We start from the raw sequence: 24,254 nt of genomic DNA on the forward strand, positions 1-24,254 counted from the left end.
CGGTGCCCGCCGGTGAACGTGAGCTGACCACAGACCGGGCAGGCCAGCAGCCGGATCACCCCCGTGTCACCGCTCCACTCCGCCTCACCGAGCATCAGTCCGCAGGCAAGGATCCGTGCAGCGACCTGCCGGTCCCGGTACACCTGAGCCCGACAGGCGTCGTCGCAGTACCGGCGGAGGGGCGACGCGCCCTCAGGGCGTGTCTTCAAAGGGTCATATCCACATCAGGAGTGACGCGATGGTGAGGGCGGGCCTTGACCCCGGATTTTGAACACGTCTATGCGGCTTGGGCCAGGGTAGTTGCTGCTGGTTGGAGGGCGTTCTCGTAGGCGATCGGAGATCGCTGACCGAGGCGGGAGTGCCGGCGTCGGGTGTTGTATCGGGTCAGCCAGCGGAAGGCGTCGAGCCTGGCCTCGCGCTCGCTCGACCAGCCCTTGCGGCCCTTGAGCGTTTCCCTTTTGAAGGCGGCGTTGAAGGACTCGGCTGCGGCGTTGTCCGCGCTGGACCCGACCGCGCCCATGCTCTGCCGGACCCCTGCTGAACTGCAGATTTCAGCGAAGGCCCTACTCGTATATTGCGAGCCGTGATCGGTGTGCATCACCGCTCCGGCCAGGCTCCCGCGGGTCCGCTGGGCTGCCGCCAGGGCGTCGATGACGAGCTCGGTTCGCATGTGGTCGGCGATCGCCCACCCGGCCAGACGACGTGAGGCGAGGTCGATGACGGTCGCGAGGTAGAGCGGCTTCGCGCCGCTGACCGGCATGTATGTGATGTCGCCGACGTACTTCGTGTTCACCGCGGCCGCGGTGAAATCACGACCGATCAGATCCGGCGCTTTCGGCGCGGCCTGGTCCGCGACGGTGGTCCGGTGACGGCGGCGCAAACGGACACCCTCGACTCCGATGGCCCGCATGATCCTTGCGACCCGTTTGTGGTTGATGCGTTCGCCCTCGTCACGGAGTTCGGCGGTGATCCTGGGGGCTCCGTAGGTGCCGTCGGAGTCCTGATGGACCTTGCGTATCCGGGCCGCGAGCCCGGTCTCGGCGACCTGCCGGGCCACCCATGCTGCCGCGGTGCGGCGCCAGTAGTAGAAGCTCGAGCGGGAGAGGCCGAGGATGTCGCAGAGCCGCTTCACGCCGAAACGGCGCTGGTGGTCATCAACGAACTGGCAGCGGTTCACCAGCGCGTCTCCGTCGCGAAATATCGGGCCGCCTTACGGAGAATGTCGCGTTCTTCCTCCAGCTCGCGAATCCTCTTCCGTGCCGCGACCAGCTCCGCCGCCTGAACGTCGTCACCGCCGGCCCGGACAGCTGCCGGCGGTGCGGAGTGGGCACCGGGGCGCCGCCCATCCGCAGCCCGGATCCAGTTCCGCAGCGTCTCGGTGTTCACCCCGAGACCACCGGCCACCGACTTGACCGTCGCTCCCGGCCTCGACCGGTACAACGCGACCGCGTCCGCCTTGAACTCGGCGGGATAGTGCTTCATCCCCACGGGGACTCCGTTCTCCTGGACCATCAAGATCCAAGTCTCTCCGGTGTCCAAAACCCGGGGTCAAGGCCCCAATCTGAGCTGAACCGGATTTCGTAGCGGCCCTGAAGCCGGGCACGATCGCCTCGGCAGATGGGAAGCACAGGTCTGATGCCTGCACCCCGGAAGTATCCTGACGAGCTCCGCGAGCGAGCCGTCCGTGAAGTACAGAACTCGGGCCGTCCGGTCGCCCAGGTGGCCCGGGATCTCGGTATCCACAGGGAAGCATTGCGGCTGTGGGTCCGCCAGGCCGAGGCCGACCTCGGCAGTCGGCCCGATCTGCTCACCTCCGCCGAGCGAGCGGAGCTCGTACAACTCCGCAAGGAGGCAGCTGAGTTGCGGAGGGCGAACGAGATCCTGAAGGCAGCCAGCGTGTTTTTCGCAAAGGAGCTCGACCAGCCCCGCACGAGGCCGACGCGGTGATCAACCACCTCCGCGATGACTTCGGGGTCGAGCCCGTGTGCCGGGAACTGAACCTGTCGGTCTCCGCCTGCAACGCCCGCCGCAAGCGTCCGAAGTCCGCACGCCGGCTCCGCGACGAACACCTCGTCGCGGACATCCGCCGCATCCACACCGGATCCGGCGAGACCTACAGAGCCCGGCGCATCCACCGACAGCTGCGGCGGGAAGGCGTCACGGCAGCCCGCTGTACCGTCGAGCGGCTGATGCGCGAGGACGGCCTGGAAGGAGTCATCCGCGGGCGGCGACGACGCACGACGATCCCCGAACCGTCCGCCCCAAGGCCACCCGGCCTGGTCAACCGGCACTTCCGTGCCCACCGTCCGAATCAGCTGTGGGTCGCGGACCTGACCTACATCCGTACCTGGTCGGGCTGGGTCTACGTCGCTTTCGTCCTGGACGTGTACTCGCGGGTGACCGTCGGATGGCAGCTCGCCACCCATATGCGCACCGATCTCCCGCTCGAAGCCCTGGAGATGGCCTTGAGCCTTTTCCAACCTGACGGTGCTGGGCGCGTGTTGGACGGATCCACGAAACGACGAAGCTCCTGGTAGACGGGCTCACGACCGAGACCCGCCGTCCGCCAGGAACTTCGTGTGCTTGTCCACCCGTCGTCGATCGACCTGTCCAGTCGCACTCTGCGGCACCCGACCGGACGACTCGCCGTGCGGCGAGGGGAGATCGGGACCCGGTGACGGCGTCTGACTGCCGGTCGTCAGGCTCTCCTCGCTCTGGCCCATCTGCGTTGCGGTGACACATACGCCCAGCTCGCTGCCGGGTTCGGCATCGGCATCGCGACCGCGTACCGCTACATACGCGAGGCCGTCGAGGTTCTGGCCGCTCTCGCGCCCACCCTGACCCAGGCAATGCGCGTCGCGCGGACCAAGCATTCGTGATCCTGGACGGCACCCTGCTGCCGATCGACCGGATCGCTGCAGACACCCCGTACTACTCGGGCAAACACAAGCGCCACGGCATGAACATCCAGGTCCTCACCGACCCGTCCGGCCGCCTGCTGTGGGCCTCACCCGCGCTTCCCGGATCCACCCACGACCTGACCGCCGCCCGCCCCCACGGCATCGTCGACGCACTCACCGACGCCAGCCTCAAGTGCTGGGCCGACAAGGCATACCAGGGCGCCGGCAGCTCCATCCGAGTGCCCTTCCGGGGCCGTCGCCTCAAGCGGTGGCAGCGCCGCCACAACAGCACGCACGCCAAGATCCGCTGCCTCGGCGAGCAGGCCATGGCCGCCCTGAAGGGCTGGCGCCTCCTACGGAAGCTCCGCTGCAGCACCAACCGCATTACAGCGATCGTCCAGGCCATCCTCGTCCTTCACCACGCTTCGGCGTGAGGTTGAAAAAGGCTCCTTGGCTCCCGGAACGGCCAATATCTATCCATGGACGAGTACGCGTTTCCCGCGTGCCATTCCGTCTCAGCGAAACTGGCCGCGGGTTCACCGGCCGCTGAGGGTGGCAGGGGCGTGCACCGACCAGCCCCAGGCCCAACCCGTCGGCCGGTCTCGTGCATGGCAGGATGCCTGATCACGGACGAGCACACGGAGATCCCATGAACGATCACGGCACCCCTGCTTCGGCAGATGGCTTCAGGGTCGTCGCGGTGGATGCCGACTGGCCGGAATCACGGCAGTACACGGGTAGCGGCTACAACCGAATCACCGGCGACATCCATGTGTATCTATGGTTCGGCTCTCCGTACTTCGACCCCCAGGTCGAGCACGTCACTGTCTTCAGCGCCTCCTCCGGCAATGCAAAGGTTAGCGAGGCCCTGGAGGACGCTTTGGAGGACTACTGCCACCCCGGTGAGGGACCTCCGTCCAGCCTGCCGGCCTCCGAACCCGTCACCATCACCGCAGACGGGAAACCCGTGACGTTCGAACTCTGGCGCAACAGCAGCAACCCTTACTGGGTCGCCCGGGGCTGTGTCGAGAGCACCGAAGTGGTCCTGTCCGGCTCCGGGATCGAATCCAGCGAGCTGCGCCTGGTCTGCGTGAACGACCTGGCCGCATACTCGGCCCCGATCGCGTTCCTCCCCGGGCGAGAAGCGATCTCCGCTGCCATGGGAAGCGGTCTCCAGGCGGCGGGGCCCAGCCGACAATTGCAGGTCGAGGAAGCGGACACAGTGCTGCGCGCCCTGCGCGACATCGCCGCCCGGGGCGCCGCTCTCGGGGGACCGAGCCGGGAATTGCACGGCGAGGAGGCGGACACGGTGATGCGCGCGCTGGGCTACCTCGCCCAGGATGTCGGTCCTGCAGGAGAGTGGGGAGCGGAGAACTGACCAGCTCCTGCCGTTGCCCGCCGCCCTGGCCCACCCCGAAGGCCGTTGGAACCTCGTCGCCCGCGCTTCGCTGACCACTGTTGGGCTGCCGGTCCTGGAGTACCTGGAACTCCTCGCGCAGCTCCGCCCCGGCCTGGCGCTCCTCCTCCTCGACCAGGGCCCCGATCCTCCGGGCCGCCCAGCACTGCGGCGAGCACTGCCTCGGCCTTCGCCCACGCCCATCGGGGCGGCCTCGAAGCAGCCCGCCCCCGTTATCCCCGGGGTGGCCGTACCCCGGGGATGGCGAGGTACGGCCACCCCAAGACGAACGGGCTTGGGTCCGGAGCCGCGCGGGTACGTCAGATCTGTCAGATCTGTCAGATCTGAACGACGGCCTCGACGCGCATCCAGCCCCGGCGGTCGGCTGCCGCGTCGGTGGTGACCAGAACGTAGCCGTACTCGTTGTAGCTGGCGCCCTCGCAGGTCGAGGCGCCGACTATGTCACCAGCGTGCTTGGTCTTGACGACCACGCTGTACGGGTTCGGGTCCTCGTACACACCGGCGGTCGGCCACAGGACCTTGTACTGACATCCGAACGAGGCGGAAGCGCCGGCCGCGGGGCCGACGACGAGAACACCGGCGCAGCCGAGCGCGGCGGCCAGGACGATGGTGGTGAGACGGTTCATACGCATGAGCGGCCCTTCAGGATCCGATGATCTGTCAGCGCACAGAATCGCAGAACCGTCGCGGGACTGTCGCTCGCCCCCACACGTCTTCACCGGTTGCGCACCGGCCACTGGGCTGACTTGCTCCGCTCGACGCCGCCCGAGGCCTGGTCCGGGGGCACTGCCCTCGCCGGCTCAGCCCGGCATCGCGGCGACGACGGACCGGGCCCACAAGAGCCACCCCCGCGTCCTCTCCGGGCCGCCCAGCACCGTGGTGAGCGAGGCCCTGGTGAGCATCGCGGACCGGGACTGGGTGCGGCGTGGCGGCCGGTCGCCCGGGGCTGCTGAGCTGGCCGTACATATCGCGGACGTGCGGCAGCGTGAACGGGCCGGCCTGGTGCGACTGGAGAGGTTCGTCCGGGAGATCGTCTGCCGCGCACCTATCCGCACACCACGGTGCGGCGCCGGGCGCTGGAGGCGCTGGGTGAGGCCGGCGGTCTGTGCGCCGCGCGCACGAGGAACAGCGGGGACGTCATCGTCTGCACGCTCGATGCCGATCACTACGACCCGGACGACAAGCCGCCGTTCAAGGACGGAAAGCCCGGCGGCTGACACAAGGCGGATGCGTCGATCTGGAACGACTTGGGCGCGGCCTGCATTCCGCACGCGGCCCTCTGAAACACCACACGAATTCAGCGCTCGGGGAGGCAAGGAAATGTCAGCGATTCGACTCAGGGAACACCAGGTAGATCAGCGGTCCGCGTTTCGGAAATGGGTGGGATTCCCTGCAAGGTCATCTGTGCCCCCTCAGGGTGCCCGGGGCACGATCGTGTCAGCGACCGGATCGGGCAACAAGCTCGCCGCGCTCCGCTCATACCGGCGGGCCATGGGGCACCTCGCGCCGCGTCAGGACGCGGTGTGGGGTGAGGGCGAGGCGATGGTGCCAGCTTTCGTCCACTCGGTGAACCGGCGGTGAGCCGTTGCCCCCGACGGGCCGAACGATGCCGAGGGCACCTGCTGCCACGTGCATCCCGACGTCGCCACGAACACGATCGCGGCCAGCACCTCCCGGTCGCCGTGCCGGCGCCGACCGCCGCCCTGTGGCCGCGACGGCGCCTCCGGCACCACCCGCTGAAACATCTCCCACAGTTCCTCCGGCACCAGCCGCTCAACGGCCCGGGTCCGGCGCTCCCGAGGCCGGATCGGTGGCCACTGTGACAGGGGAGGGTCCTCCAGCACCTGGTCTGCGGCGCTGGAGGGCTCCGTTCCGTCCCCGTACCGCTAGGCGACCGATGCTGTGGTAGCCGAGCGCGCCTTGATGGTCAGGGCGGCCAGGGTCATCATTACCGCGCCGAAGAGTGCGGCGCAGGCGTACATCGTGAAGCTGATGTCGGCGTTTCCCGCCTCGAGCAGCGCGCCGCCGATCCACGGTCCGAAGATGGCGCCGAAGCGGCCCATGCCGGAGACCCAGCCGAGGGCGGTGGGGCGGTCCTCGTCGTTGGTGTGGGTGCCGACGGTCGCGTAGACCATCGTCTGGCCGGAGAAGAGCAGCAGACCGGCGAAGAAGACCACCGCGTACAGGAGGCCGACCGACATCTGGACGCCCATGAGGTAGACGAAGACAGCGGTCAGGGTGAACCAGGCGATGACGACCTTGCGCGGGCCGATCCGGTCGGCGGTGCGGCCGGCGATGAGCATGCCGCAGATGCCGCCGACGTTCAGGAACGTCGAGAAGAGCAGCGAGTGCCCGGTGTCGTAGCCGAGATCGATCATGATCTTGGGCAGCCACTGGCCGACTCCGTAGACCAGCAGCAGACCTGCGAACGACGTCAGCCAGAAGCACAGGGTGGTGGACCACTGACCGCCGCGGAAGAGGTTCTTCAGGGCGTCCAGCTTGTCGGTACTGTTCGCCTTCGGCTCGGGCAGCTCGGTGCCGAAGTCGGCGGCGAGCAGCTCGGCGTCGGCTCGGCGGCCGCGGGTGAGCAGGTTGGTGGGCGACTCGGGCAGCAATTTGAAGGCGAGCGGCAGCAGGATCAGGGCGGGTATCGCGGAGACGATGAACGCCGAGCGCCAGCCGTGGTCGTCGACCAGCCAGAGCGCGATCAACGGGGCCAGGGCGCCGCCGGCCTGGTGCGCGGTCATGATGATGCCGGTGGCCAGCGCCCGGCGGCCGCGCGAGGTGAACTCCATACCGTACGAGATGGCGATCGGCAGCAGGGCGCCGAGGCCGAACCCGCACACGAAGCGGAGGAAGCCGAACTGGCCCGCGGACTGCGACCATCCGGTGCCCAGGGTGGCGACGGTGAAGATCGTGACGCTGGTGAAGACGGTGATGCGGCGACCGATCCAGTTCGACGCCATGCCCGACAGGATCGTTCCGAGCAGCATGCCGAAGTTGGCGTAACTGCCGATCGTGCCTGCGGTGTCGGGGGTGAGTCCGAGGCTGTGGCTGCCGAGCATCTTCGGGAGCACGGAGCCGTAGATGAACGTGTCGATGCCGTCGATGAGGACGAGTCCCCAGCACAGGGCGATGACGGCGTTGCGGCTTCGGCGGGCCGTCGGCCCGGTCGCCCGGTCGTGCGGGGAGGTGGCGGAGGAGGACATCTTTGTTTCCTCTCGTGCGGGATGTCAGGGTCGGGCCCTGGTCCCTGGCTGCAAGGGCGGTGGGGCCTGTGCGGCTCGCGCGGCCGGAGGTGGGGCGGACGAAAGCGCGCTCCCCGGGCTGGTGACCGTGCGGGGAGCTTCGAGCTCGCTGTGGCGTAGACGTTAGAAAGTCGCACACATTTCGTCAACACTTCTGTTAACAATCCATGCAACGATTTGGCCCCGAGGGTGACTGCTCGCCCTCGGGGCCGAAGTCTCCGGTCAGGCTTGGACGGAGGGCGTGCCGTGCGTGTGGAACGACTGGATGGTCTTCAGCCCCCATGCTTGTCCCTTGGCGCGCTCGGCCTCGGTCCAGGTGATCAGGGGCCAGTCGGGGGCGAGCACGAGGCGGGTGAGCGGGTTGCACAGTTCGATGCGGTTGCCGCCGGGCTCGTAGACGTACAGGAAGAACGTCTGCTGGATGGCGTGCTTGTGCGGGCCCGTCTCGATGAACACGCCGGTGTCGATGGCGAGATCGGCAGCGCGCAAAATGTCCTCGCGGGTGTCGGCGGCGAAGGCGATGTGGTGCAGCCGGCCCTCGCTGCCGGTCCAGTCCTCGGTGTAGACGACGTCGTAGGACTTGTTCGTGTACGTCAGCCAGCGCGCCGCGATCTTGCCGGTTTCGAGCCTGATCTGCTCGGTCGGGCGGGCGCCGAGCACCTGCTGCTGGAACTCGGCGTTGGCGAGGACGTCGGCGGCGAGGAAATTGACGTGGTCGAGGCGGCGGACGCCGACGCCGCGGTTGGGCTTGGCCTGCGGCTGGTTCTTGAGGGCCGGTTTCAGGTGGTCGGGCGCCTGGTAGTGCTCGCTCTCCCAGTACAGGGCGTGCTCGTGGCCGTCGGGGTCGGTGGTGACGTAGAGCTTGCCGATCCCGGGTTCGTCCTCGGCCCAGTGGCCGGTGCCGCCCGCGTCTTCGATCGCTTTCACCCGGCGCTGGAGCGCCTCCTCGCTGGAGGTGCGCAGAGCGAGCCGGCCTAGGCCCGGTTGCTCGCGGGCGGTGAGGACGAGGCTGTGGTGTTCGTAGTCGTCGAACGTCCGCAGGTAGACGGTGTCGCCGTCCTGCCCGGCCACCGACAGCCCCAGGAAGTCGGTGAAGAAGGCGAGGGAGGCGTCGAGGTTCGGGGTGAACAGCTGGGCGTGGCCGACGTGGGCGATGTCGCCGAGTGGCGGAGTCATGATCGACCTCCAGTGGGGGGTACGGGGAAGACGGTGCCGTCGAAGATCTTGCGGGCTGTGCGGACCACGGCCGTGCGACGGGCCCGGAACCCGCCGTCTGAGGTGTGGTCGATGCTGCTCTCGATGTCTGTGAATCCGCTGGGGTGCTCGATGCGGAGGCGGTCGCCCTGTTCCGGGAGGACTGCGATGTCGTGCGCGACGCTTCCCTCGATTCGTAGCCCTGCGGCCACACTCGCGGCACCGAGGACGCCGATCGAGGTGTGGCAGCGGACCGGAATGAAGGTGCGGGTGGTGACCGCACCGCCGTGGCGGGGCGGCGCGAGGAGGGTGAGCTTGGGCACGGTGGTGCCCGATACGTCGCCGAGACCCATCAGCTGCCCCGCCGCAAGGCGGATGTCGTGGAGCCGGGCGGCTAGTTCCTGGTCCGCCTCCAGGTCCTTCGGCTCCTCGTACCCGGTTGCCTTCAGGGCCCCGGCAGGGATCAGTACAGTCGGCATGCCGTTGTCGACGAGGGTGGCCCCGACACCCGCGACTGTGTCGCGCGGGTTTCCCGTGGGCAGCAGCCTGCTCTTGCCCGGAGGGAATTCGATGACCACGGCGGCCGCGGTCCCGGGCACGCCCGAGATCTTCGTGACGCCGGTGTAGTCGACGCGACCGCCCGGCGTCGGGAACGTGGCCGTGGCGAAGTCGCCGGAGTTCACCATGCGGATGCGTACCGAGGTCTCGTCGTCGCCGGCGGCGACCAGGCCGCGCTCGACCGCGAACGGGCCGACCCCGGCGAGCAGGTTGCCGCAGTTCTGACGGTCCGTCACCTCCGGCCTGTCGACGGCGACCTGGAGAAAGAGGTAGTCGACGTCGACCTCGGGGTGGGTGGACGGGGAGACCACGGCGACCTTGCTCGTCAGTGGATGCGCCCCGCCGAGCCCGTCGATCTGGCGCGGGTCGGGGCTGCCCATGACGCGCAGCAGCAGGTCGTCGCGGACGGCGGGGCCGGCGGGCAGGCTCTCGGCGAGGAAGTAGGCGCCCTTGGACGTGCCGCCGCGCATCAGCATGCAGCGGACCTCCGCGGGCCCGGTCATGACTCGCCCTCCGCGTGCCCCGTGCACTCCTCGTGCGTCCGGTACTCGACTCCAAGCCGCTGGAGCGTCTCCCTCAGCCCGTAACGGTCCAGGCCGAGTTGGCCCCCCAGGAAGGCGGAACGGGCCGCGGCCTCCTTCCGCTCGCGGGCTTCGGACGCCTCGGCCGTCCGCCGGGCCCGCTCGCGCGGGACGACCACCACGCCGTCGTCGTCGGCGACGATCACATCACCGGGCCGGACCACCTGCCCGCCGATCACGACGGGTACGTTGACGCTGCCGCCGGTCGCCTTGACCGTGCCCTGAGGGCTGACTGCGGCGGACCAGGCGGGGAATCCCATTGCGCGCAGTTCGGCGGTGTCCCGGATGCCGGTGTTCATGACGACGCCGCGCACGCCGCGCCGTGCGAGTGCCGTGGCGAACAATTCGCCGAACAGACCGTCCGCGCAGGGCGAGGTGGTGGTGACGACGAGGACGTCACCCTCCCCGCACTGCTCGACTGCCGCGTGGATCATCAGGTTGTCGCCGGGCCAGCACAGCACCGTGACGGCGGTGCCCGCTACGCGTATGTCCTGCTGGATCGGGCGCAGATGCGTGCCGAGGAAGCCGGTGCGGCCCATCGCCTCGCCGACTGTGGCGGTGCCGTAGCCGGCGAGTGCCTCGACATCCTTCGCCTCGGCCTTGGGTGGACGGGTGACGATGACGCCGGGCATCAGGCGAGCTCCTTCGCGATCTGCGGGTAGGGCCGCATGTACGCCTCGGCCATGGTCCGGTGGGCAAGGCCCAGATTGGGGCCCGCGTTCCGCCTGAGCTGCACGCCGCGGCGCACGGCGAGATCGGTGTAGTACTCCCACAGATGCTGCTGGGCGCCCAGGCACTCCATCGCCCTGCGCTTGGCGTCCCAGACCTCGGTGATGTCGAGGAGGACCTCGGGCTTGAACCCGCTCATCTCGGGCTGGTGCGGCTCGAAGTAGAAGACGGGCGGGGCGCCGATGATCTCTCCGGTCCCCGGGTAGCCGATGGCCTGTGCGAGGACGCGGGCCTCCAGCGCCATGCGGTTGGCGGCCGGGTGGTCGCCGTTGTACGGGTCCTCGACCGGGTGCGTCAGGACGACGTCCGGCTGGGTCTGGCGGAAGACGGTTACCAACTGGTCGGTCAGCTCGGCGGTGGCCACCAGCGGGTAGTCGCCGGCGTCGAAGAAGCGGACCTCCGCGCCGAGTTCGGCGGCCGCGCGTTCCGCCTCGTCGCGGCGTAGCGCCTTGATCTCGTCGAGTTTCCTGCCCTCGCGCCAGGCCTTCGCGGACTCGCCGCGCTCGCCGAACGTGAGGCAGGCGATCGTGACCTTCTCGCCCCGGGAGGCGGCGAGGGCGATGGCTCCGCCGGCCCGCCACACGAAGTCACCGGCGTGCGCGGTGACGACGAGGGTCGATCGTGGCGAGGTGACGGCGGGTGCGCCGTTGCCGTGGGTCATGCTGCATCTCCTTGGTGACAGGTGTGCCCCGCCCCAGGAGCGCCTTCAGTCGGCGCGCAGGGCGTCGATCACGCTGCTGAGGTGGGCGCGAACGGCCTCTTCGGCCGCTTGCGGGTCCCTGGCCCTGATCGCTTCGATCATGGCCAGGTGCTCACTCAGGGACTGCTGCGGGCGGCCTCGACGCAGCGCCAACTGGAAGCGGTGGCGTACCAGTTGGGCGTTGAGACGTTCCAGGAGACCGACGGCCGTGCGCTGGCCGGAGATGTCCCGGATCCGGGCGTGCAGGTCGTGATTGAGCTCGGAGTAGGAGAGCGGATCGCCGTCGGCGACCGCTTTCGACAAAGCCCTGCCGAGGTCGGCCAGCTCGTCGAGCTGTGCGTCGGTCGCGGCCTCGGCGGCCTTGACAGCGCACAGCCCTTCGAGAGCCATCCGGCACTCCGTGATCTCCACGGCCTCCTCGACCGTGACCACCCGCACCCGTGACCCGCGATTGCGGATCCGCTCGACCAGCCCCTCGGAGGCGAGGTCGAGCAGTGCCGCCCGGATGCTCGCGCGGGTGACGTCGTACTGCTCGGCGAGTTCGTTCTCCACCAGGCGCTGCGCCGGTGCCATGTCGCCCTGCAGGATCGCCCGCCGCAACCGCTCCAACGCGTACTGCTTGGCCTGCTCTCCGGAACCTGTACGGGCTTCCTTCGGCATCTGCCCTCCCTGAGTGAGTGCCTGTCGACGCTAACTCTAGGCGAACATTATTGTCAACGATTTTGTTCTCACTTCGTTGTTCGTCACTCAAGACAGCCGCCGTGCCGGGCATCAGTTGCGGCCTCCGCCGCGTCGCTGCGTCCTCGCACAGCGGCAGGGTCGCCGCGATGTGCGGATCTTCGCGGCGCGCGGCGCGAGGACCACGAGCCGCAGTTCCCTCAGGTCGAGGTCGGCGAGGCACAGCAGAGCGAGTACCGGCACGACAGCCCGCTCGTTCCTGCGCACATGGGTCCGGTGGCGGTGCCGGTGGTGGTGCCGCCTGACCCTGCTTCCTGCGACCGGTCCGACACCGTCGATGGCCTCATCGACCAGCCGATTCGCCGGCTTGGCACCGTCACCGAGCCTCCCGGCCGATGGACCGGACTGCCCCGAGCCCGCGACACGGGGAGAAACGGTGGCCCGCACATCGACAGGCCACGGAGCCGACCGCGGAGGGTCACCACCGTGGGCGGGCGCGGTTTGCCGAGTACGGCCCGCCCGACCCCCTGCCACCCTCCGTCTTGCTGTACCCAGAGGCTGCGGACGGGTCGGGCGCGATCCGCCGGCGCCGGAAGTTCTTCGACCTGGAGAAGTGCCATGTCCGACCCCAAGCCGCAGAGCCGGTCATCGGCTTCACGGTGCCTGGCCGGTCTGCCCGTGGCGGCCGAAGAAGGGCTATCCGTGGCGGCCGGGGGTGAGCGGATCTCCGGCCGAGTGGACAACCTGGGCTATCCAGGCCATGGCCTCGGGCACGTCGTAGTTGCCGGCGTGCGGCTGGTTCCAGGCGAGCTGGTAATCGAGGTTGTCGACCTGCTTGTCCGCGGCGAGTGCCCGGTCGAGGTTGACCGAAACGGTGAACGCGGTGTCCCGGTCTCGGGTGCCGTGGCGGACGTACCAGTTGGGGGCGGTGTCTGCGGTGGTGCCGATGAAGTCCATCGGGTTGATCAGGTGGACCTGGTCGTCGACCGTGGTGGTCCTTTTCGCCGTGTACTGGTCCCAGGTCAGGCCGGTGTCGTCGAGGCCGCTGCCGTCGCCGGCGACGTCGTTGTGGTTCCAGCTGTGCTCGGTGTAGTTCATGTACTTCTGGGTCGGAGGGCCGAACAGGTCGGTCTCGGTGCCGCTGGTGGTGTTTCCGTTGACGCCCACGGCGTCGAAGGCGGGGCTCGTCTTGAGCGTGGCCTGGGTGGCGACGAAGACGAGGTACTTCACCATGTCGACGGAGCGCACCTTGCGGGTGGTGGTGTCGACGTCGATCCAGTCGTTGACGTACGACTTGGTGGTGGGCGGCGCCCCGGGGCCGCCGGAGGTGATCTCGAAGGTGCCGCCCAGCGGCGGGATGGTGTGGGCGGGGTCGGCCTTCAGATAGGTCTCCGCGGAGCGGATGACCTCATTCCTGATGGTGTCGAGCATGGTGGCCGCGGTAAGCGGTGTGCCGTCGGGGTTGCGCAGCCCGAGGCTTCTTTCGTAGGCCGCGAACTGTGCCGCGATCGCAGAGGCGTCCTCGGGCGAGGGGTTCGAGCCGGTGCGATTGCGGGTGTCGAGGATGTTGTACAGCCACTCGTACGCCTTGTCGGCGTTGCCGAGGTCGGTGATCGGGCAGTACGCGTTGACGGCGAAGACGTCGTCGCGCACGGTGCTGCGCCCCTTGGCGTCGATGCCAGCGGCGCCGATCGCGGCGAGGTACGGGGTGTACTCGGCACTGTTGCCGGAGGCGCCCAGGATCGACACCAATGCACCGCCGCCGCTGGTGCCGTTGATGACGATCCGCTCCGCACTGCCGGCCATGGCGGCGTCGTTGAGGCGCAGGTAGCGCACAGCGGCCTTCGCGTCGACCACCGCGGCGGGGGCTTTGCCGGGGGCCGCGCCGTCGGCGCCGACCAGGCCGCGGCTGCGGTTGGCGATGTCGACGAAAACGTACCCGGCCTTCAGGGCCGCGCCGACATTGCTGGTCGCACTGTTGTATGAGGTGCCGGCAGTGACACTCGCCCGTAGGTAACTGGCCCTCCAGCCGCTGTTGTTCACCGCGAAGTAGACAGGCGTCCGCTGGTCGCCGAACGCACTCTCGGGGACGAACACGTTCATGCTCTGGTAGCCGCAGGCGGTGTCGGGGACCGTGGTGCCGCCGCCGGGACCGCCGGGCTGCTGGGCCGCCGCAACCGGCTTGGCGACGTAGCAGATCTCCTTGTACCACCGCACGCTCATCGGACGGCCGTCGATGGTGACGGTGATCGTCGTGTACGCGGCGGAGTCGAAGTCCAGCGCCGCGTCCTGGGGATCGGCGGCCTGGAGGCGGTGCCCGGAGGGGGCCGCGCCCGTGGCGGCCACAGCGGCGGAGGCCGGCACCGCAACCGTGGCAAGAACGAGGGAACTCGCGAGCGCCACGCCTCTCATGAAGCGGTTGCGGATCGCGCGGCGTTCCACCCCCGTACCCGCCGGGTGAGTAAGTGCATCACGTCCGTATGACACAGAAAGCCTCTTCATGAGTCTCCCTCATCGAGCACCGAGTGCTTCGCTCAAGGCCCCGGGATCGAGGCGTGACGCACGCTATAGGATTGTTAACAATACGCACAACAATTTCGCAGACATTCTTTTTGCTGTCGCGAGGCTCAGGAGCCGGGTGGCGAGGTCTCCGGCTTCGGCCCTGTCACCGGCACGCTGGTGGGCATTCCCAGGATCCGCTCCCTGCCCACGTGGACGACGCCCCTGAGCGTGGCATCTACACCAAGGACGCCGATGGAGACCGCGAACCGCACGTGCTCGATCGCTGTGCGACGGCCGACGAGGCGAGCGTCGACGCCGGGCTTCAGCCAGGGCGCCCAGTCGGCGAGATGGCCGCCGAGGATGGCCTCACCTGCGTCGGTCACGCTGGCGACGGCCAGCGGGGCGGCGCCCAGGGCGTGTCCGGCGGAGTCCAGGACAGCGCAGGTCCGTTCGTCGCCGGCTCGCAGTCGTCGGGTCGGTTCGGCTCGCGCGGAGGCGGGCCCCCGTCCTCCCGACCCTTCGGGGATCTCCGCGGCCTGGGTCAGGGTCCGGAGGTTGACGTAGGTGTTCAGGCAGCCCCGTGATCCGCATCGGCAGAGCGGGCCGTCGAGCGACACCCGTACATGCCCGACCTCCCCGGCCATGCCGTGACTGCCATGGTGAACACGCCCGCCGATGAGCAGGCAGCCGCCTACTCCGGCGTGGGCAGTCACATGGACGACGGTGTCGGGGTGCGTGACACCCGCGGCGGCGAGGGCGTGGTGCTCCGCCGGCGCCGCCATATCGGCCTCGTTGACCAGCCCGATCGGACAGTCGACGTGCGGCGGATGCGCGGCGACCAGGCCCGCCAGGCCGGTCGCACGCCAGCCCAGGCCGATCGCGTGACCGGCCTTGCCATCGATCGCCGCCCCGGGAGCTTGACGGCCGGGTGGTGCGGGGTGGTGGCAGAACGATGAAGGAGGCATGGGCAAGTCGTGCAAGTCCTGATCGCAGGCCCAGCATTGGCCGCCGGGCGGGGCCGGCCGCCGGGAGGATGGGCGGATGAGGATCTACGGGAGTGAGCCGGGCGAGTCCGACATCGAGGTGCCGGGGCACCGGTACGCGGCGCTGATCGGCGGACCGCTGGACGGACAGCTGATCGACGTCACCGGCTGGTCCAGGCAGCAGCTGGTGGACGGCACGGCGCTCATCACCGAGCGCGGGGCGTTCGGGCCGGGCGGGCGGGCCCTGTACGAAGGGCGGCCCGGCGACCTGGACCGGCTGCACTGGATCGGCGACAGCGCCTGACCCACTGTGGCGCAGCGAGGGGCAAGCCTCGCAAGCCCGGCCGCGATCACCTCGGTCCTTTGCCGAGAGGGCGGTTGCCTCGTGTGCGCGCCCTTCGCGCCCCATCCTTCGGTGGGTCGCGGGCCCGTGAGGGGAGGCCCGTTCCGCCCGCCTCCCGTGTCATCGGGACAGTGAGCAGCGGCCGTCTCTGGGCCCAGGTGTCCAGGAGGCCTCGCGTGGGGTCGCTTGCACGAACCCGATGTGTGAGCAGGAGCCGGCGGGAGGTCTGGCCGGGGGCGGTCACGGCTTCCGCCTCAGCAGGGCGGCGACGAGACCGGGGAGCGCCCGGAGGACCGCGACGGCGTCGCCGCGGCGGGCGCGGCAGATGGCGACGATGCAGACCAGCGTGGCGCAGAGCAGGGCGACGACGAGCGCGACCGGTACGGCGGTGGCGAGCAGGGCGAGGTAGTCCACGGGCATCTCCTTGGTTGAGGGCGTGCGGGGGTAGGGCGGTGGCCGTGCGGGAGAAAAAAGGTCCCCTACCCGGCCAGCGGGCCGGAGGAAAAGTCCCCCCGCCCCGGACAGTCCGGGGTGAGAGAGGAGAGGCGTTCAGACCGACAGGCGGCCCAGTCGGGGTTCAAAGAAATCGGATGCGCGGGCTCCCGAAACCATGGTGCGGCTGGCCGGCCACCGCGAGAACGCGCTGATGTCGGCCGCGGGTGCACCGATCGCGGCGGTGACGGCCGTCAGCCGAACGTCCCGCCCACCAATGGCCTTCCCCGGGTGAGCGGTTATCGGCGGGCGGCCACAAGCACCGCGACGAGGAGGGCGGCCATGCCGACGAGGAAGCCGGCCGTGCTCAGGCCGGCCGTCAACGGGCCCATGGCACCGGGACGGACCCACACCAGGACAGCGACCCCGGCACACAGCGCGACACCCACCACGGCGGCGAGGACGGACAGGGTGGCCACCACCCACGGGGCCGTAGCCGGGGCGGGTGTGCCGGCTGGCGGCGGGTTCTGCGGAACGGTGGTCATGCGTCCGGGGTGTCCCCTTCGTGGCCTTCCGCCCGCGCGATGTATGCGTCCTTCCCCCGGCCCGTCCCGGACGTCCCTTACCGGCTGGCCCGACCTGAACCCTGGAGGTATCCCCACACCCGTTCCGGAGGCTGCCGCCATGGGCGCAGCCGACCCGCCCCGGCAGAGTGTGAGGGCATGAAGGCAACACAGAAGACCTCGCGGGCCCGCCTTGCCACCGCCGCTCTCCTCACTGCCGCCGTTGCGTCCACGGCACTCGCGCCTGGTGCTGCGGCCGCTCCCCACCCGGCGTCTGCGGACACCGCGGCCTCCGCGGACGGCTGGCTCACCTCCCGGCAGCTCCAGCGCGAAACGGCCCGCGTCCTTGCAGAGGGTGGGTTCGTCGGCATCACAGTGCGGGTGCGTGACGGCGCCCGCACAGTACACGCCCGAGCGGGCGAGGCCGAGCTGCACGCCGGCCGCCCTGTGCCGCGCGGGGCGGAGTTCAGGATCGGCAGCGTCACCAAGACGTTCGTGGCCACCGTGGTGCTGCAACTCGTCGCCGAGGGCCGCCTGTCCCTGGACGACACCGTCGAGCGCTGGCTGCCGGGTGTGGTGAGCGGCGACGGCAACAACGGCAGCCTCATCACCGTCAGGAACCTACTGCAGCACACCAGCGGCATCCACAACTACGGCCCCGAAGAAGACACCGGGAACACCGCAGCCGATTTCGAGCGGACAAGATTTGACCACTGGGACCCCGGGCAGCTGGTCGCCGGCGCGGTGCGCCACAGGCCGGACTTCCCACCCGCACCGGCCGATGCCCCCAAGCCCGACTGGAACTACTCCAACACCGGCTATGTCCTCGCCGGGATGATCATCGAGAAGGCCACCGGGCGGCCCTGGGCCGAGGAGGTACGCGACCGCATCATCCGGCCGCTCGGCCTGACCGGCACCTACGCCCCCGGCGACGACCCGTACCTGAAGCCGCCGCATGCCCATACCTACCACCTGTTCCCCGGCTCGGTCACCTGGACCGACACCACGGCCAGGAACACTTCCCAAGCGGACGCGGCCGCTGCCCTCGTCGGCACCGAACGCGACGTGGACCGCTTCTTCACCGCCCTGCTCGGCGGGCGCCTGCTGCCTCCCGCCCAGCTCGCGGAGATGCGCAGGACCGTGTCCGTCAGCGAGAACTTCCACGTGGGGTTCCCCGGCCTGCGGTACGGCCTGGGACTGATGCAGCAGCCGCTGACCTGCGGCGGCGATACCTGGGGCCACGGAGGGGACCTGGAGGGATTCACGGTGCGCACCGGCTTCACCGCAGACGGGCGCCGCTCAGTCGTCGTCGTCGCCAACGGTACCGGCGGCGAGCAGCTGCTCGCCGCCGAGCGGGCCGTCCGCGGGCTTGTGGACCGCACCCTGTGCGCCGGTGCCGAATGACGCGGCCCCAGGCACTCGGTGCCCTGCCACGCCGGCCCAGCCTGCGGGCCCGTTCTACAGCTCCATGCACCTGGCCGGGGTCGCCGTCGGCACCATCGTCTCGATCGGCACCGCCCCGCTGGCCTCGGCCCTGATCGAGCGCGTCGTGGACGGCCGTCGGCTCACACGCCGCTGGACCCTCGCCGCAGCCCTCGGCCTGTTCGGCACCGCCCTGCTGTGCGTCGCCGAGGCCGCCCTCACCACCGACGGCACGGGCCGCACCTCCATGGCCGGCACGCTGCTCGGCATCGGCCTCGGCCTCGTCGCCGCCGCGACGTACGCCCTCTACTCCTGGGCCGCGCACCGGCTCATCACCCGCCAGATCCCCTCCCGGGTGGCGATGGGCGCCGTCTTCGGACTCGGTGGACTGTTCCTCCTGCCCGTCCTCCTCGCCACGGGTGCCCCGCTCGTCGCCTCCTGGCCCAACGCCGCCGTCGGCACCTACATGGCGCTCGTCCCCATGTTCGCCGGCTACGTCCTCTTCGGCTGGGGCCTCGCCCACGTACCCGCCAGCACCGCCACCACCCTGTCCCTGCTCGAACCGGCCGTCGCGGCCGTCCTCGCCGTCCTGGTCGTCGGCGAACGCCTCCTCGCCACCGGCTGGATGGGCATTGCCCTCGTCATCGCCTGCCTCGCCGTCCTCACAACCCCCACTCCTACCCACCGCCGCCCGCGCGAACAGCTGCGGAACCCTGAGCACCACGACAGCGAGACCGGAGCGGCCAGCATTGCGCCACGCTGATTGAGCACGCGGTCAGTCCCACCTGCCACCCTGACCCCCTGCAGCACCCACCGCGTCAGCTACCACCGCCTACCCCCATTGCCGCGGAATGCGTGGGCAGAGCACGGTTGGTACCGGCTCCGGACGTCCGAAAACGTGGTAGCCCACACGGTGACCCCCCGCGCTTCCGATTGACGTCCGGCTCGGCGCGGGCCGGGCCCTCCGAGGCCTCACCTCGCCAACCGGTGCTTCAGCCCCGGGCCGGCTGCCGTCTACGTGCGGTGCCGCGGACGGCCCGAGGCCTTCTTCGCGGGGGTCTTCGCCACAGAGGTCTTCTTGGCGGGGCCGGTCCTTCTCTCCGGAGTCGGGGATTCCGTCGCCGCCTTCCTGCCACGGCTCGCCCTCTTCGCGGGAGCCGTGCGACGGGGCCTGTCCGGCTCGGTGGACGCGTGCTCCGGAGCTCGGCGCCGACGGCGGGCGGCCGGGCGCTCGGATTCCTCCCCCGCGTCGTCCTGCTCCCCTTCGTCCCGCGTGCTCCCGTCGACCGCGCCACCGGCGCCCTCGCCGGCCTCCTGCACCGCGTCCGCAGCGCTCCGGCCCACGTCTTCGACGGCGTCGCCCGCTCCGGCGCCGATGCCTTCCACCGCCCTGCCCGCGCCCCCGCCCACGGACTCGACCGCGGTCCCCGCTCCCCGGCCGACCTCGCTCACGGCCGCGCCGGCGCCCTTGCCCAGTTCTCCCGCGGCCCGGCCGGTGCCGGCCCCGACGTCCTCGACCGCCGCACCCACGCCGCGGGTCAGCTGCTCGAGGATCTGGGGGTTGCGATCCACCGTGGCCAGCAGCCGGGTGACGACGGCGGCGATGTGGTGGAGCCGGACCTTGAGCTGCGCCTGGACGTCCACACCCTCGATGCCCAGCTGGACCCGCCCGAGCCGCACGTCCGCCCCGACGTTCAGCTTGAGGAGGTCCAGCACCTCGGCCTGCAGGGAGACGTGGGCCTCGAGGTCGTCCACCTCCAGGTCCAGCTTGTCCACATGGAGGGCAGGGACGTCCAGGAAGACATCTGACGGCCCCTCATCAGGACCGTCGTCCTCCGGGACCACGATCTCGGCGTCCGGGTCCCGGCCCTCTCGGCCGGCCTTGTCGGAGCTGGGCATGCTGGCGCACATCCTCGATAGGTTCCCCGAGCAGGATCCTCTCGTCCAAGTGTCGGCCGGGCGAAACCATGACGCAATCGCCGGTGCCCCGCGCCGGACGGCCCGCGCGGTCCGCCCCCACCGGCCCGGTACGAGGGGTGGGGGGAGGACCGCGCGGGGATCACGGCCGGGTCCCTAGTCGTAACTGAGGTCCGACGCGGAGTAGCGGCAGTACGTGCCGTCCGGACCGCTGCCCGTCTCCGTCGGCTTGTCGCCGTCGCCGTCGTCGTTTCCGGTGTAGCGGATGCACGGCTTGATCTTCTTGCTGCTGCCGCCGTGGATGCGCACCGAACGCGGTGCGGCCGTGTCCCCGTAGTTGGTGTTGATACCGACCAGGGACTTGCCCGGCGCCGTGATGTCGACGTCGTTCACGATGATGTCGCGCTTGTACTGCTTGGAGCAGTTGGCGCAGGACCGGACGAGCTTGCCGAAGTCCGCGACCTGGAACGGGGGTGGTTGCACGACCGGTCGGGCCGGTACGCACAGTATCTGCAGTGCAGGACCGCGACCGCGGCCGTGCCGTGCCCGCCGGGGCTCAGGCCCCGCTCGCGCAGCTGCCTGCGGGTGACCAGCCCTTCGGGACGATCGTGCCGGTCGAACTCCTCGATCGTCGCGGAGCTGCGCGGCGCCCTTCCGCGCGATGCCGGGCACGCGTGGTGGACTCCGTCGCCCTTGAGGCGACAGTCGCGCAGGATCTTCCAGGTCTTCATTCGGGCGAAGGCGTGCTCGACACGGGCACGGACCTGCCTGTGGGACTTGTTGTGCACTTCCTTCCAAGCGGGCAGGTGTCATCGGCCGCGTGCGGACTGGCGGGCGGGGGGGTGGCCTGTTGGCGGTGAGCGGGATGGCCGCCTCCGCCGGAGCCGGGGCCCGGCCAGTCGTCGGCGCGGCCGCGGCGGTGGAGCGGGCGGCGGTCGCGGAAGGGTGTGGTCGTGCGGGGAGCGGGGGTCCGGGCGGGGTGGTGAGGGTGTGGAGGGTGGCGGCGACGAGGCGGCCGGCCATGTCGGAGGCCGGACCGGTACGCCCAGGTGCGCCGGAGGTGGCGAGGCACTCCAGGTGTGCGGCCAGGGACTCGGCGGCGTTGGTGAGGGTCTGCATGCGGGCGGCCGGGAGCGGCTGCTCGGACGTTCACGAACAGGCCGGCCTCCCTCTCCAGAGGGCGTTCTTCACGAGGGTGACGGCTTGCTGGTTCCCGGCCGGGGCGACACCGAGCTGTTCCCGGGCGGTGAGTGACCCGGTCGGTCAGGTCGGGAACCCGCGTCGGCCCGCCGCTCAGGAGCGGCAGGTTGCCTTCATCTGCGCGGCCGCGTGATGGGCCTTGCCCCAGCCGCTGGACCAGTCGTCACCCCGGTCGAGGAGCTTCACGCCGATGGTGGAGCCCTTCACCGGGAACGTACCGGCGCTGACCCACTGACCGCGCAGACCGGCCTGGTTGACGGTGAAACTGCTGTACTTCGTCGTCCGGTCGTTGGCGTCGACCAGCACGTGATACGTGGAGGGGTGCCCTCCCACGTACAGGGTCGTGTTGCTGTGCGGGATGAACACGGAGATCTGGCAGGTACGCGCTCCGGTGCCAGGCCGCCACCACCACATCACCCTGTTCTTGCCGTCCGTGGCCGTGGAACCGGACATGGGGACCGCAGCGTAACTGCCGTTGCACCCGTCACCCGTCCAGGCTCCAGTCGTCCGCGTGTACCAGCCCGCTGTGCCATCACTGAAGTAGTTGACCTGCTTGTAGCCGCCACCGGACGGGACGGGACAGCCGTGGCCCACGACCCCCGTGTACACGACGGTGGAGGCTGCCTGCGCCTGCGGTGCCTGGGACGAGGTGCCGGATTTCGGGGCGGGAGCCGGCTTGTCTGCGGTGGAGGCGGGAGCGGTACCCGTCCCCGGCTCGCCGGCCCCGCCCTTCGCCTCCTTCTCCGGGGTGTCCCCTCCCGCCGGGGAGCCGGACACCTCCGCGCCGCTGCCCGCGCCGCCGGCCTTGGGCCTCCCGTCCTGCCGGGCATCGGGTGGGGCCGCCGTGAAGGATCCGGGCGCGTCCGTGCCACCACCGCCGAGCACCGTGCCGGGTGCCTCGCTCGCACCGGGCCGGCCACCGTCCCCGTCGTCACCGACGGCGATCAGGAAGGGGATACTGACGAGCAGGACACCGGCGATCGCCGCGGCCGCCAGGAGCGCCTTGCCGGGGCGGCCCACTTCCCTGGGAGCGGGTGCGCCGGTGTCCGCGGCTGTTGCTGTGGGGCCGGGTTCCGCCCCGTCACCCTCGGCGCCGACGGCCGCCGTGGCCGGCCGCTCAACGTTCTTGGAGACCAGGGACGTTCCGACGGACGCGGCCCCGGCAGCAACTCCGGCCCCTCCGGCATCCCCGGCCCCTTCGGACTGCCCTGATTCCACAGGCTCCCCGGCCTTCGCGGTGCCCTCGGCAGCCACCGTGCCCACCCCGGGCTTCTTCGGCTGCCCAAACTCTTCGGTGCTGCCGGTACCGGCAGCCGGGACCTCGGTTCCGGCCGCCTCGCCCCTCGGTTCCGGAGAGGAGGCGGGTAGGGATCCGGCCGCAGGATCCCGCTCGCCGGACTCCGGGACAGGAACTTGTTCCGGATGGCCGGCGCCACACCCCTGCACGGCCCGGTCCTTCTGCTCGGCCGCCGCCTCTTCGTGCTGGGGCATGGTGATGGGCTCCTCTGCGTGACAACTGACGGGGACGGCATCGCGCGGCCGGCAGAGCCACGGAGCGCGGTCCGCGACAGTCCCCGCCCCCCTGAACCTCGCAGCGGGCGCAGCCGAAAACAGCACGCCGGCGGTCTCCCGCCGTCCGCACCCATACCCCCCACGGGCACGGGGGGTGATGCCTTCGAGGCCTGCGGCCGGCGGACACGAGGCAAACCGTATCGTGTGCCTGTTCAAGGGTGATCGATCGGCCTCCCGAAGGCACAACGAGAATGAACAGACCCTGCGGGAGACACGCCTGACGGTGCCTCTGGTAAGAGGCCGCCGGTCAGCCCGGCCGGCATCCTGTTCCTTCCCGAGGGCAGACCAAGGACACGGCCCGAGGAGCAGGGCGCGTACGCACAACGGCCCACCACCCCGCCGCCCGACACCATGCGCGAGGCGGCCCAAGACGCGCGCCCTGTGAGTGGCGCTCCGGGGCGGAGGAGGGAAGCACGTGCGTATTGCATGGACCCCGTCAGGAGCTGTCTTTCAACCTCCCCTCGGCACAGCACCATCACCCTTGTGCGGAGGAACGAACGGCCGGCAGCGGTCATGTCCCTTGTTGTGGTGGGTGATCACTCAGTTGTGCCGGGCGGGAGGTCTGTTGGGCCGCCAGAAGGGTTCCTGATTTTGTTCACGGCTTGTGGTTCTGGCTCAACTTCTGTGATGTGAGCGGTCACGCCGGTCGCTGGACGAAGCCGTGTCCGGCGTTTCCCAGGTCAGGCCGGTGGAGCAGGCTCCTGGAAGAGACACTCGCTCTCCGCACCACAGAAGTTGAGCCGGAACCCGGCTTGTGAAGTCAGTCATTCACCGGTTTGGAAGGCGCCCGGTCGGCGCCGAGGTCGATGTTCACGAGAAACGGTTCTGGCTCAGATTCCGTGATCTGGTTACCGAGCGTTCGGGTGCCCATGAAGTTGAGCTCGGAGCGAGTGGGCTATTTGGTCTGCCCGGTCAGCCGTTACCCGCTCCTGTTCCGGTCGCCGAAGCAGCTCGAAAATGCCCGGTCCACGATGCTCTGGTTGTAGATCTGCCATGCGCGGAACGATATGGAAGTGCACGTGCGCGAAGCCTTCGGCTTCGGCAAATTGGATGACGTAGGTCTTGGCGCAACCAGTCAGGCTCTGGAGAGCCTGGGAAAGCTTGACCTGCCACATTCCAAGGGCAGATGCCTCAGCGTCGGTGAGGTCATGAACCGCGGCAACGTGGCGCCGAGGCAGCAGCACCAGCCAGCCGGGCACTGCGGTGTTGAAGGCGTGGGCCACCCGCCAGTGCTGGTCATGTACCACGCACTCGCGTGGTGGGAGGTTGTCGAAATCTGCTTCTGGCTCGGTCGATGACGAGGAGCAGCGTTTCT

23 protein-coding genes and 4 pseudogenes are annotated in these 24,254 nt (G+C 69.8%); 9 read left to right on the plus strand and 18 right to left on the minus strand.

The features are described 5' to 3' along the window. Positions 1 to 277 precede the first annotated feature (277 nt). Positions 278 to 1,488 (minus strand): IS3 family transposase gene (locus tag OG524_RS00065; protein ID WP_405808431.1). Its coding sequence is split into 2 segments (ribosomal slippage): positions 278 to 1,191 and positions 1,191 to 1,488, totalling 1,212 coding nucleotides; the frame shifts between segments, so codons are not numbered across the junction. 147 nt (positions 1,489 to 1,635) lie between these two features. On the opposite strand from OG524_RS00065, the gene OG524_RS00070 reads away from it, so the two are divergent. The 4 genes and pseudogenes from OG524_RS00070 to OG524_RS00085 all read left to right on the plus strand — a co-directional run bounded on the left by OG524_RS00070 (position 1,636) and on the right by OG524_RS00085 (position 4,278). Then, a complete protein-coding gene (locus tag OG524_RS00070; RefSeq protein ID WP_405808433.1) occupies positions 1,636 to 1,947 on the plus strand; it encodes a transposase in 312 nt (103 codons plus the stop codon). After that, positions 1,944 to 2,537, plus strand: a complete 594-nt coding sequence (locus tag OG524_RS00075) for an IS3 family transposase (protein WP_405808434.1) — start codon at positions 1,944 to 1,946, stop codon at positions 2,535 to 2,537. The genes OG524_RS00070 and OG524_RS00075 overlap by 4 nt, the downstream gene beginning before the upstream one ends. A gap of 42 nt (positions 2,538 to 2,579) precedes the next feature. Beyond that, positions 2,580 to 3,334 (plus strand): annotated as a pseudogene (locus OG524_RS00080) (transposase family protein). Between the two features lie 215 nt (positions 3,335 to 3,549). Beyond that, a complete protein-coding gene (locus OG524_RS00085) occupies positions 3,550 to 4,278 on the plus strand; it encodes a hypothetical protein (RefSeq protein ID WP_405808436.1) in 729 nt (242 codons plus the stop codon). Positions 4,279 to 4,634: 356 nt separating this feature from the next. On the opposite strand, the gene OG524_RS00090 is transcribed toward OG524_RS00085, so the two are convergent. After that, on the minus strand, positions 4,635 to 4,949 hold the full coding sequence (locus OG524_RS00090) for a glycosyltransferase (RefSeq protein WP_405385794.1): 315 nt from the start codon (positions 4,947 to 4,949) through the stop codon (positions 4,635 to 4,637). A 429-nt stretch (positions 4,950 to 5,378) separates the two neighbouring features. On the opposite strand from OG524_RS00090, the gene OG524_RS00095 reads away from it, so the two are divergent. Then, positions 5,379 to 5,534 carry a hypothetical protein gene (locus OG524_RS00095; RefSeq protein ID WP_405385796.1) on the plus strand — a complete coding sequence of 52 codons (156 nt, stop codon included), beginning with the start codon at positions 5,379 to 5,381 and terminating at the stop codon, positions 5,532 to 5,534. 217 nt (positions 5,535 to 5,751) lie between these two features. Beyond that, entirely contained in the window at positions 5,752 to 5,898 is a 147-nt protein-coding gene (locus tag OG524_RS00100) for a hypothetical protein (RefSeq protein ID WP_405812544.1), read from the plus strand. Here the strand turns inward: OG524_RS00100 and OG524_RS00105 are convergent. The 9 genes and pseudogenes from OG524_RS00105 to OG524_RS00145 form a co-directional block, all read right to left on the minus strand. Beyond that, positions 5,868 to 6,062: pseudogene (locus OG524_RS00105) on the minus strand (transposase); the annotation flags it as partial. The gene OG524_RS00100 and the pseudogene OG524_RS00105 overlap by 31 nt on opposite strands. Positions 6,063 to 6,203: 141 nt before the next feature. Further along, a complete protein-coding gene (locus OG524_RS00110; protein WP_405385797.1) occupies positions 6,204 to 7,526 on the minus strand; it encodes an MFS transporter in 1,323 nt (440 codons plus the stop codon). Positions 7,527 to 7,787: 261 nt separating this feature from the next. Further along, positions 7,788 to 8,741 (minus strand): VOC family protein, encoded by a 954-nt coding sequence (locus OG524_RS00115; protein ID WP_405385798.1) that lies wholly within the window; start codon positions 8,739 to 8,741, stop codon positions 7,788 to 7,790. Next, positions 8,738 to 9,820 carry a 4-oxalomesaconate tautomerase gene (locus OG524_RS00120; RefSeq protein WP_405808438.1) on the minus strand — a complete coding sequence of 361 codons (1,083 nt, stop codon included), beginning with the start codon at positions 9,818 to 9,820 and terminating at the stop codon, positions 8,738 to 8,740. Before OG524_RS00120 ends, OG524_RS00115 begins: the two co-directional genes overlap by 4 nt. Further along, positions 9,817 to 10,530: a 4-carboxy-4-hydroxy-2-oxoadipate aldolase/oxaloacetate decarboxylase gene (locus OG524_RS00125; RefSeq protein ID WP_405385802.1), complete on the minus strand. Its 714-nt coding sequence runs from the start codon at positions 10,528 to 10,530 to the stop codon at positions 9,817 to 9,819. Before OG524_RS00125 ends, OG524_RS00120 begins: the two co-directional genes overlap by 4 nt. After that, positions 10,530 to 11,288, minus strand: a complete 759-nt coding sequence (locus tag OG524_RS00130) for a PIG-L deacetylase family protein (RefSeq protein WP_405385804.1) — start codon at positions 11,286 to 11,288, stop codon at positions 10,530 to 10,532. Before OG524_RS00130 ends, OG524_RS00125 begins: the two co-directional genes overlap by 1 nt. A gap of 45 nt (positions 11,289 to 11,333) precedes the next feature. After that, positions 11,334 to 11,987 (minus strand): GntR family transcriptional regulator, encoded by a 654-nt coding sequence (locus OG524_RS00135; protein WP_405385806.1) that lies wholly within the window; start codon positions 11,985 to 11,987, stop codon positions 11,334 to 11,336. 714 nt (positions 11,988 to 12,701) lie between these two features. Then, on the minus strand, positions 12,702 to 14,408 hold the full coding sequence (locus tag OG524_RS00140) for a subtype B tannase (protein ID WP_405808440.1): 1,707 nt from the start codon (positions 14,406 to 14,408) through the stop codon (positions 12,702 to 12,704). Between the two features lie 224 nt (positions 14,409 to 14,632). Then, on the minus strand, positions 14,633 to 15,472 hold the full coding sequence (locus OG524_RS00145) for an ROK family protein (protein ID WP_405385810.1): 840 nt from the start codon (positions 15,470 to 15,472) through the stop codon (positions 14,633 to 14,635). Positions 15,473 to 15,548: 76 nt separating this feature from the next. Here OG524_RS00145 and OG524_RS00150 point away from each other — a divergent pair, with 76 nt between their 5' ends. Then, a complete protein-coding gene (locus tag OG524_RS00150) occupies positions 15,549 to 15,794 on the plus strand; it encodes a hypothetical protein (protein ID WP_405385812.1) in 246 nt (81 codons plus the stop codon). A gap of 279 nt (positions 15,795 to 16,073) precedes the next feature. Here the strand turns inward: OG524_RS00150 and OG524_RS00155 are convergent, their stop codons facing one another. Together OG524_RS00155 and OG524_RS00160 are read right to left on the minus strand one after the other, a co-directional pair. After that, complete coding sequence (locus OG524_RS00155; protein ID WP_405808442.1) at positions 16,074 to 16,247, minus strand: hypothetical protein; 174 nt, start codon at positions 16,245 to 16,247, stop codon at positions 16,074 to 16,076. Positions 16,248 to 16,564: 317 nt separating this feature from the next. Further along, entirely contained in the window at positions 16,565 to 16,810 is a 246-nt protein-coding gene (locus OG524_RS00160) for a hypothetical protein (protein ID WP_405385815.1), read from the minus strand. 177 nt (positions 16,811 to 16,987) lie between these two features. Between OG524_RS00160 and OG524_RS00165 the strand changes: the two genes are divergently transcribed. Both OG524_RS00165 and OG524_RS00170 read left to right on the plus strand, forming a co-directional pair. After that, positions 16,988 to 18,232 carry a serine hydrolase domain-containing protein gene (locus tag OG524_RS00165; protein ID WP_405808444.1) on the plus strand — a complete coding sequence of 415 codons (1,245 nt, stop codon included), beginning with the start codon at positions 16,988 to 16,990 and terminating at the stop codon, positions 18,230 to 18,232. A 64-nt stretch (positions 18,233 to 18,296) separates the two neighbouring features. After that, the gene (locus OG524_RS00170) at positions 18,297 to 19,013 is read left to right on the plus strand and encodes a DMT family transporter (RefSeq protein ID WP_405808446.1); all 717 of its coding nucleotides are present in this window, start codon (positions 18,297 to 18,299) and stop codon (positions 19,011 to 19,013) included. A gap of 251 nt (positions 19,014 to 19,264) precedes the next feature. On the opposite strand, the gene OG524_RS00175 is transcribed toward OG524_RS00170, so the two are convergent. The 5 genes and pseudogenes from OG524_RS00175 to OG524_RS00195 form a co-directional block, all read right to left on the minus strand. Then, positions 19,265 to 20,149: a hypothetical protein gene (locus tag OG524_RS00175; RefSeq protein WP_405385821.1), complete on the minus strand. Its 885-nt coding sequence runs from the start codon at positions 20,147 to 20,149 to the stop codon at positions 19,265 to 19,267. A 174-nt stretch (positions 20,150 to 20,323) separates the two neighbouring features. Further along, positions 20,324 to 20,635, minus strand: a pseudogene (locus OG524_RS00180) (pectate lyase); the annotation flags it as partial. Positions 20,636 to 20,838: 203 nt separating this feature from the next. Then, a pseudogene (locus OG524_RS00185) lies at positions 20,839 to 20,973 on the minus strand (IS5/IS1182 family transposase); the annotation flags it as partial. A 487-nt stretch (positions 20,974 to 21,460) separates the two neighbouring features. Next, positions 21,461 to 22,858, minus strand: a complete 1,398-nt coding sequence (locus tag OG524_RS00190; protein WP_405385822.1) for a hypothetical protein — start codon at positions 22,856 to 22,858, stop codon at positions 21,461 to 21,463. Positions 22,859 to 23,787: 929 nt separating this feature from the next. Next, entirely contained in the window at positions 23,788 to 24,186 is a 399-nt protein-coding gene (locus OG524_RS00195) for an HIT family protein (RefSeq protein ID WP_405808448.1), read from the minus strand. Between the last annotated feature and the right edge of the window lie 68 nt (positions 24,187 to 24,254).

This window comes from Streptomyces sp. NBC_01520 (assembly GCF_045040375.1).
Classification (GTDB): Bacteria; Actinomycetota; Actinomycetes; order Streptomycetales; family Streptomycetaceae; genus Streptomyces.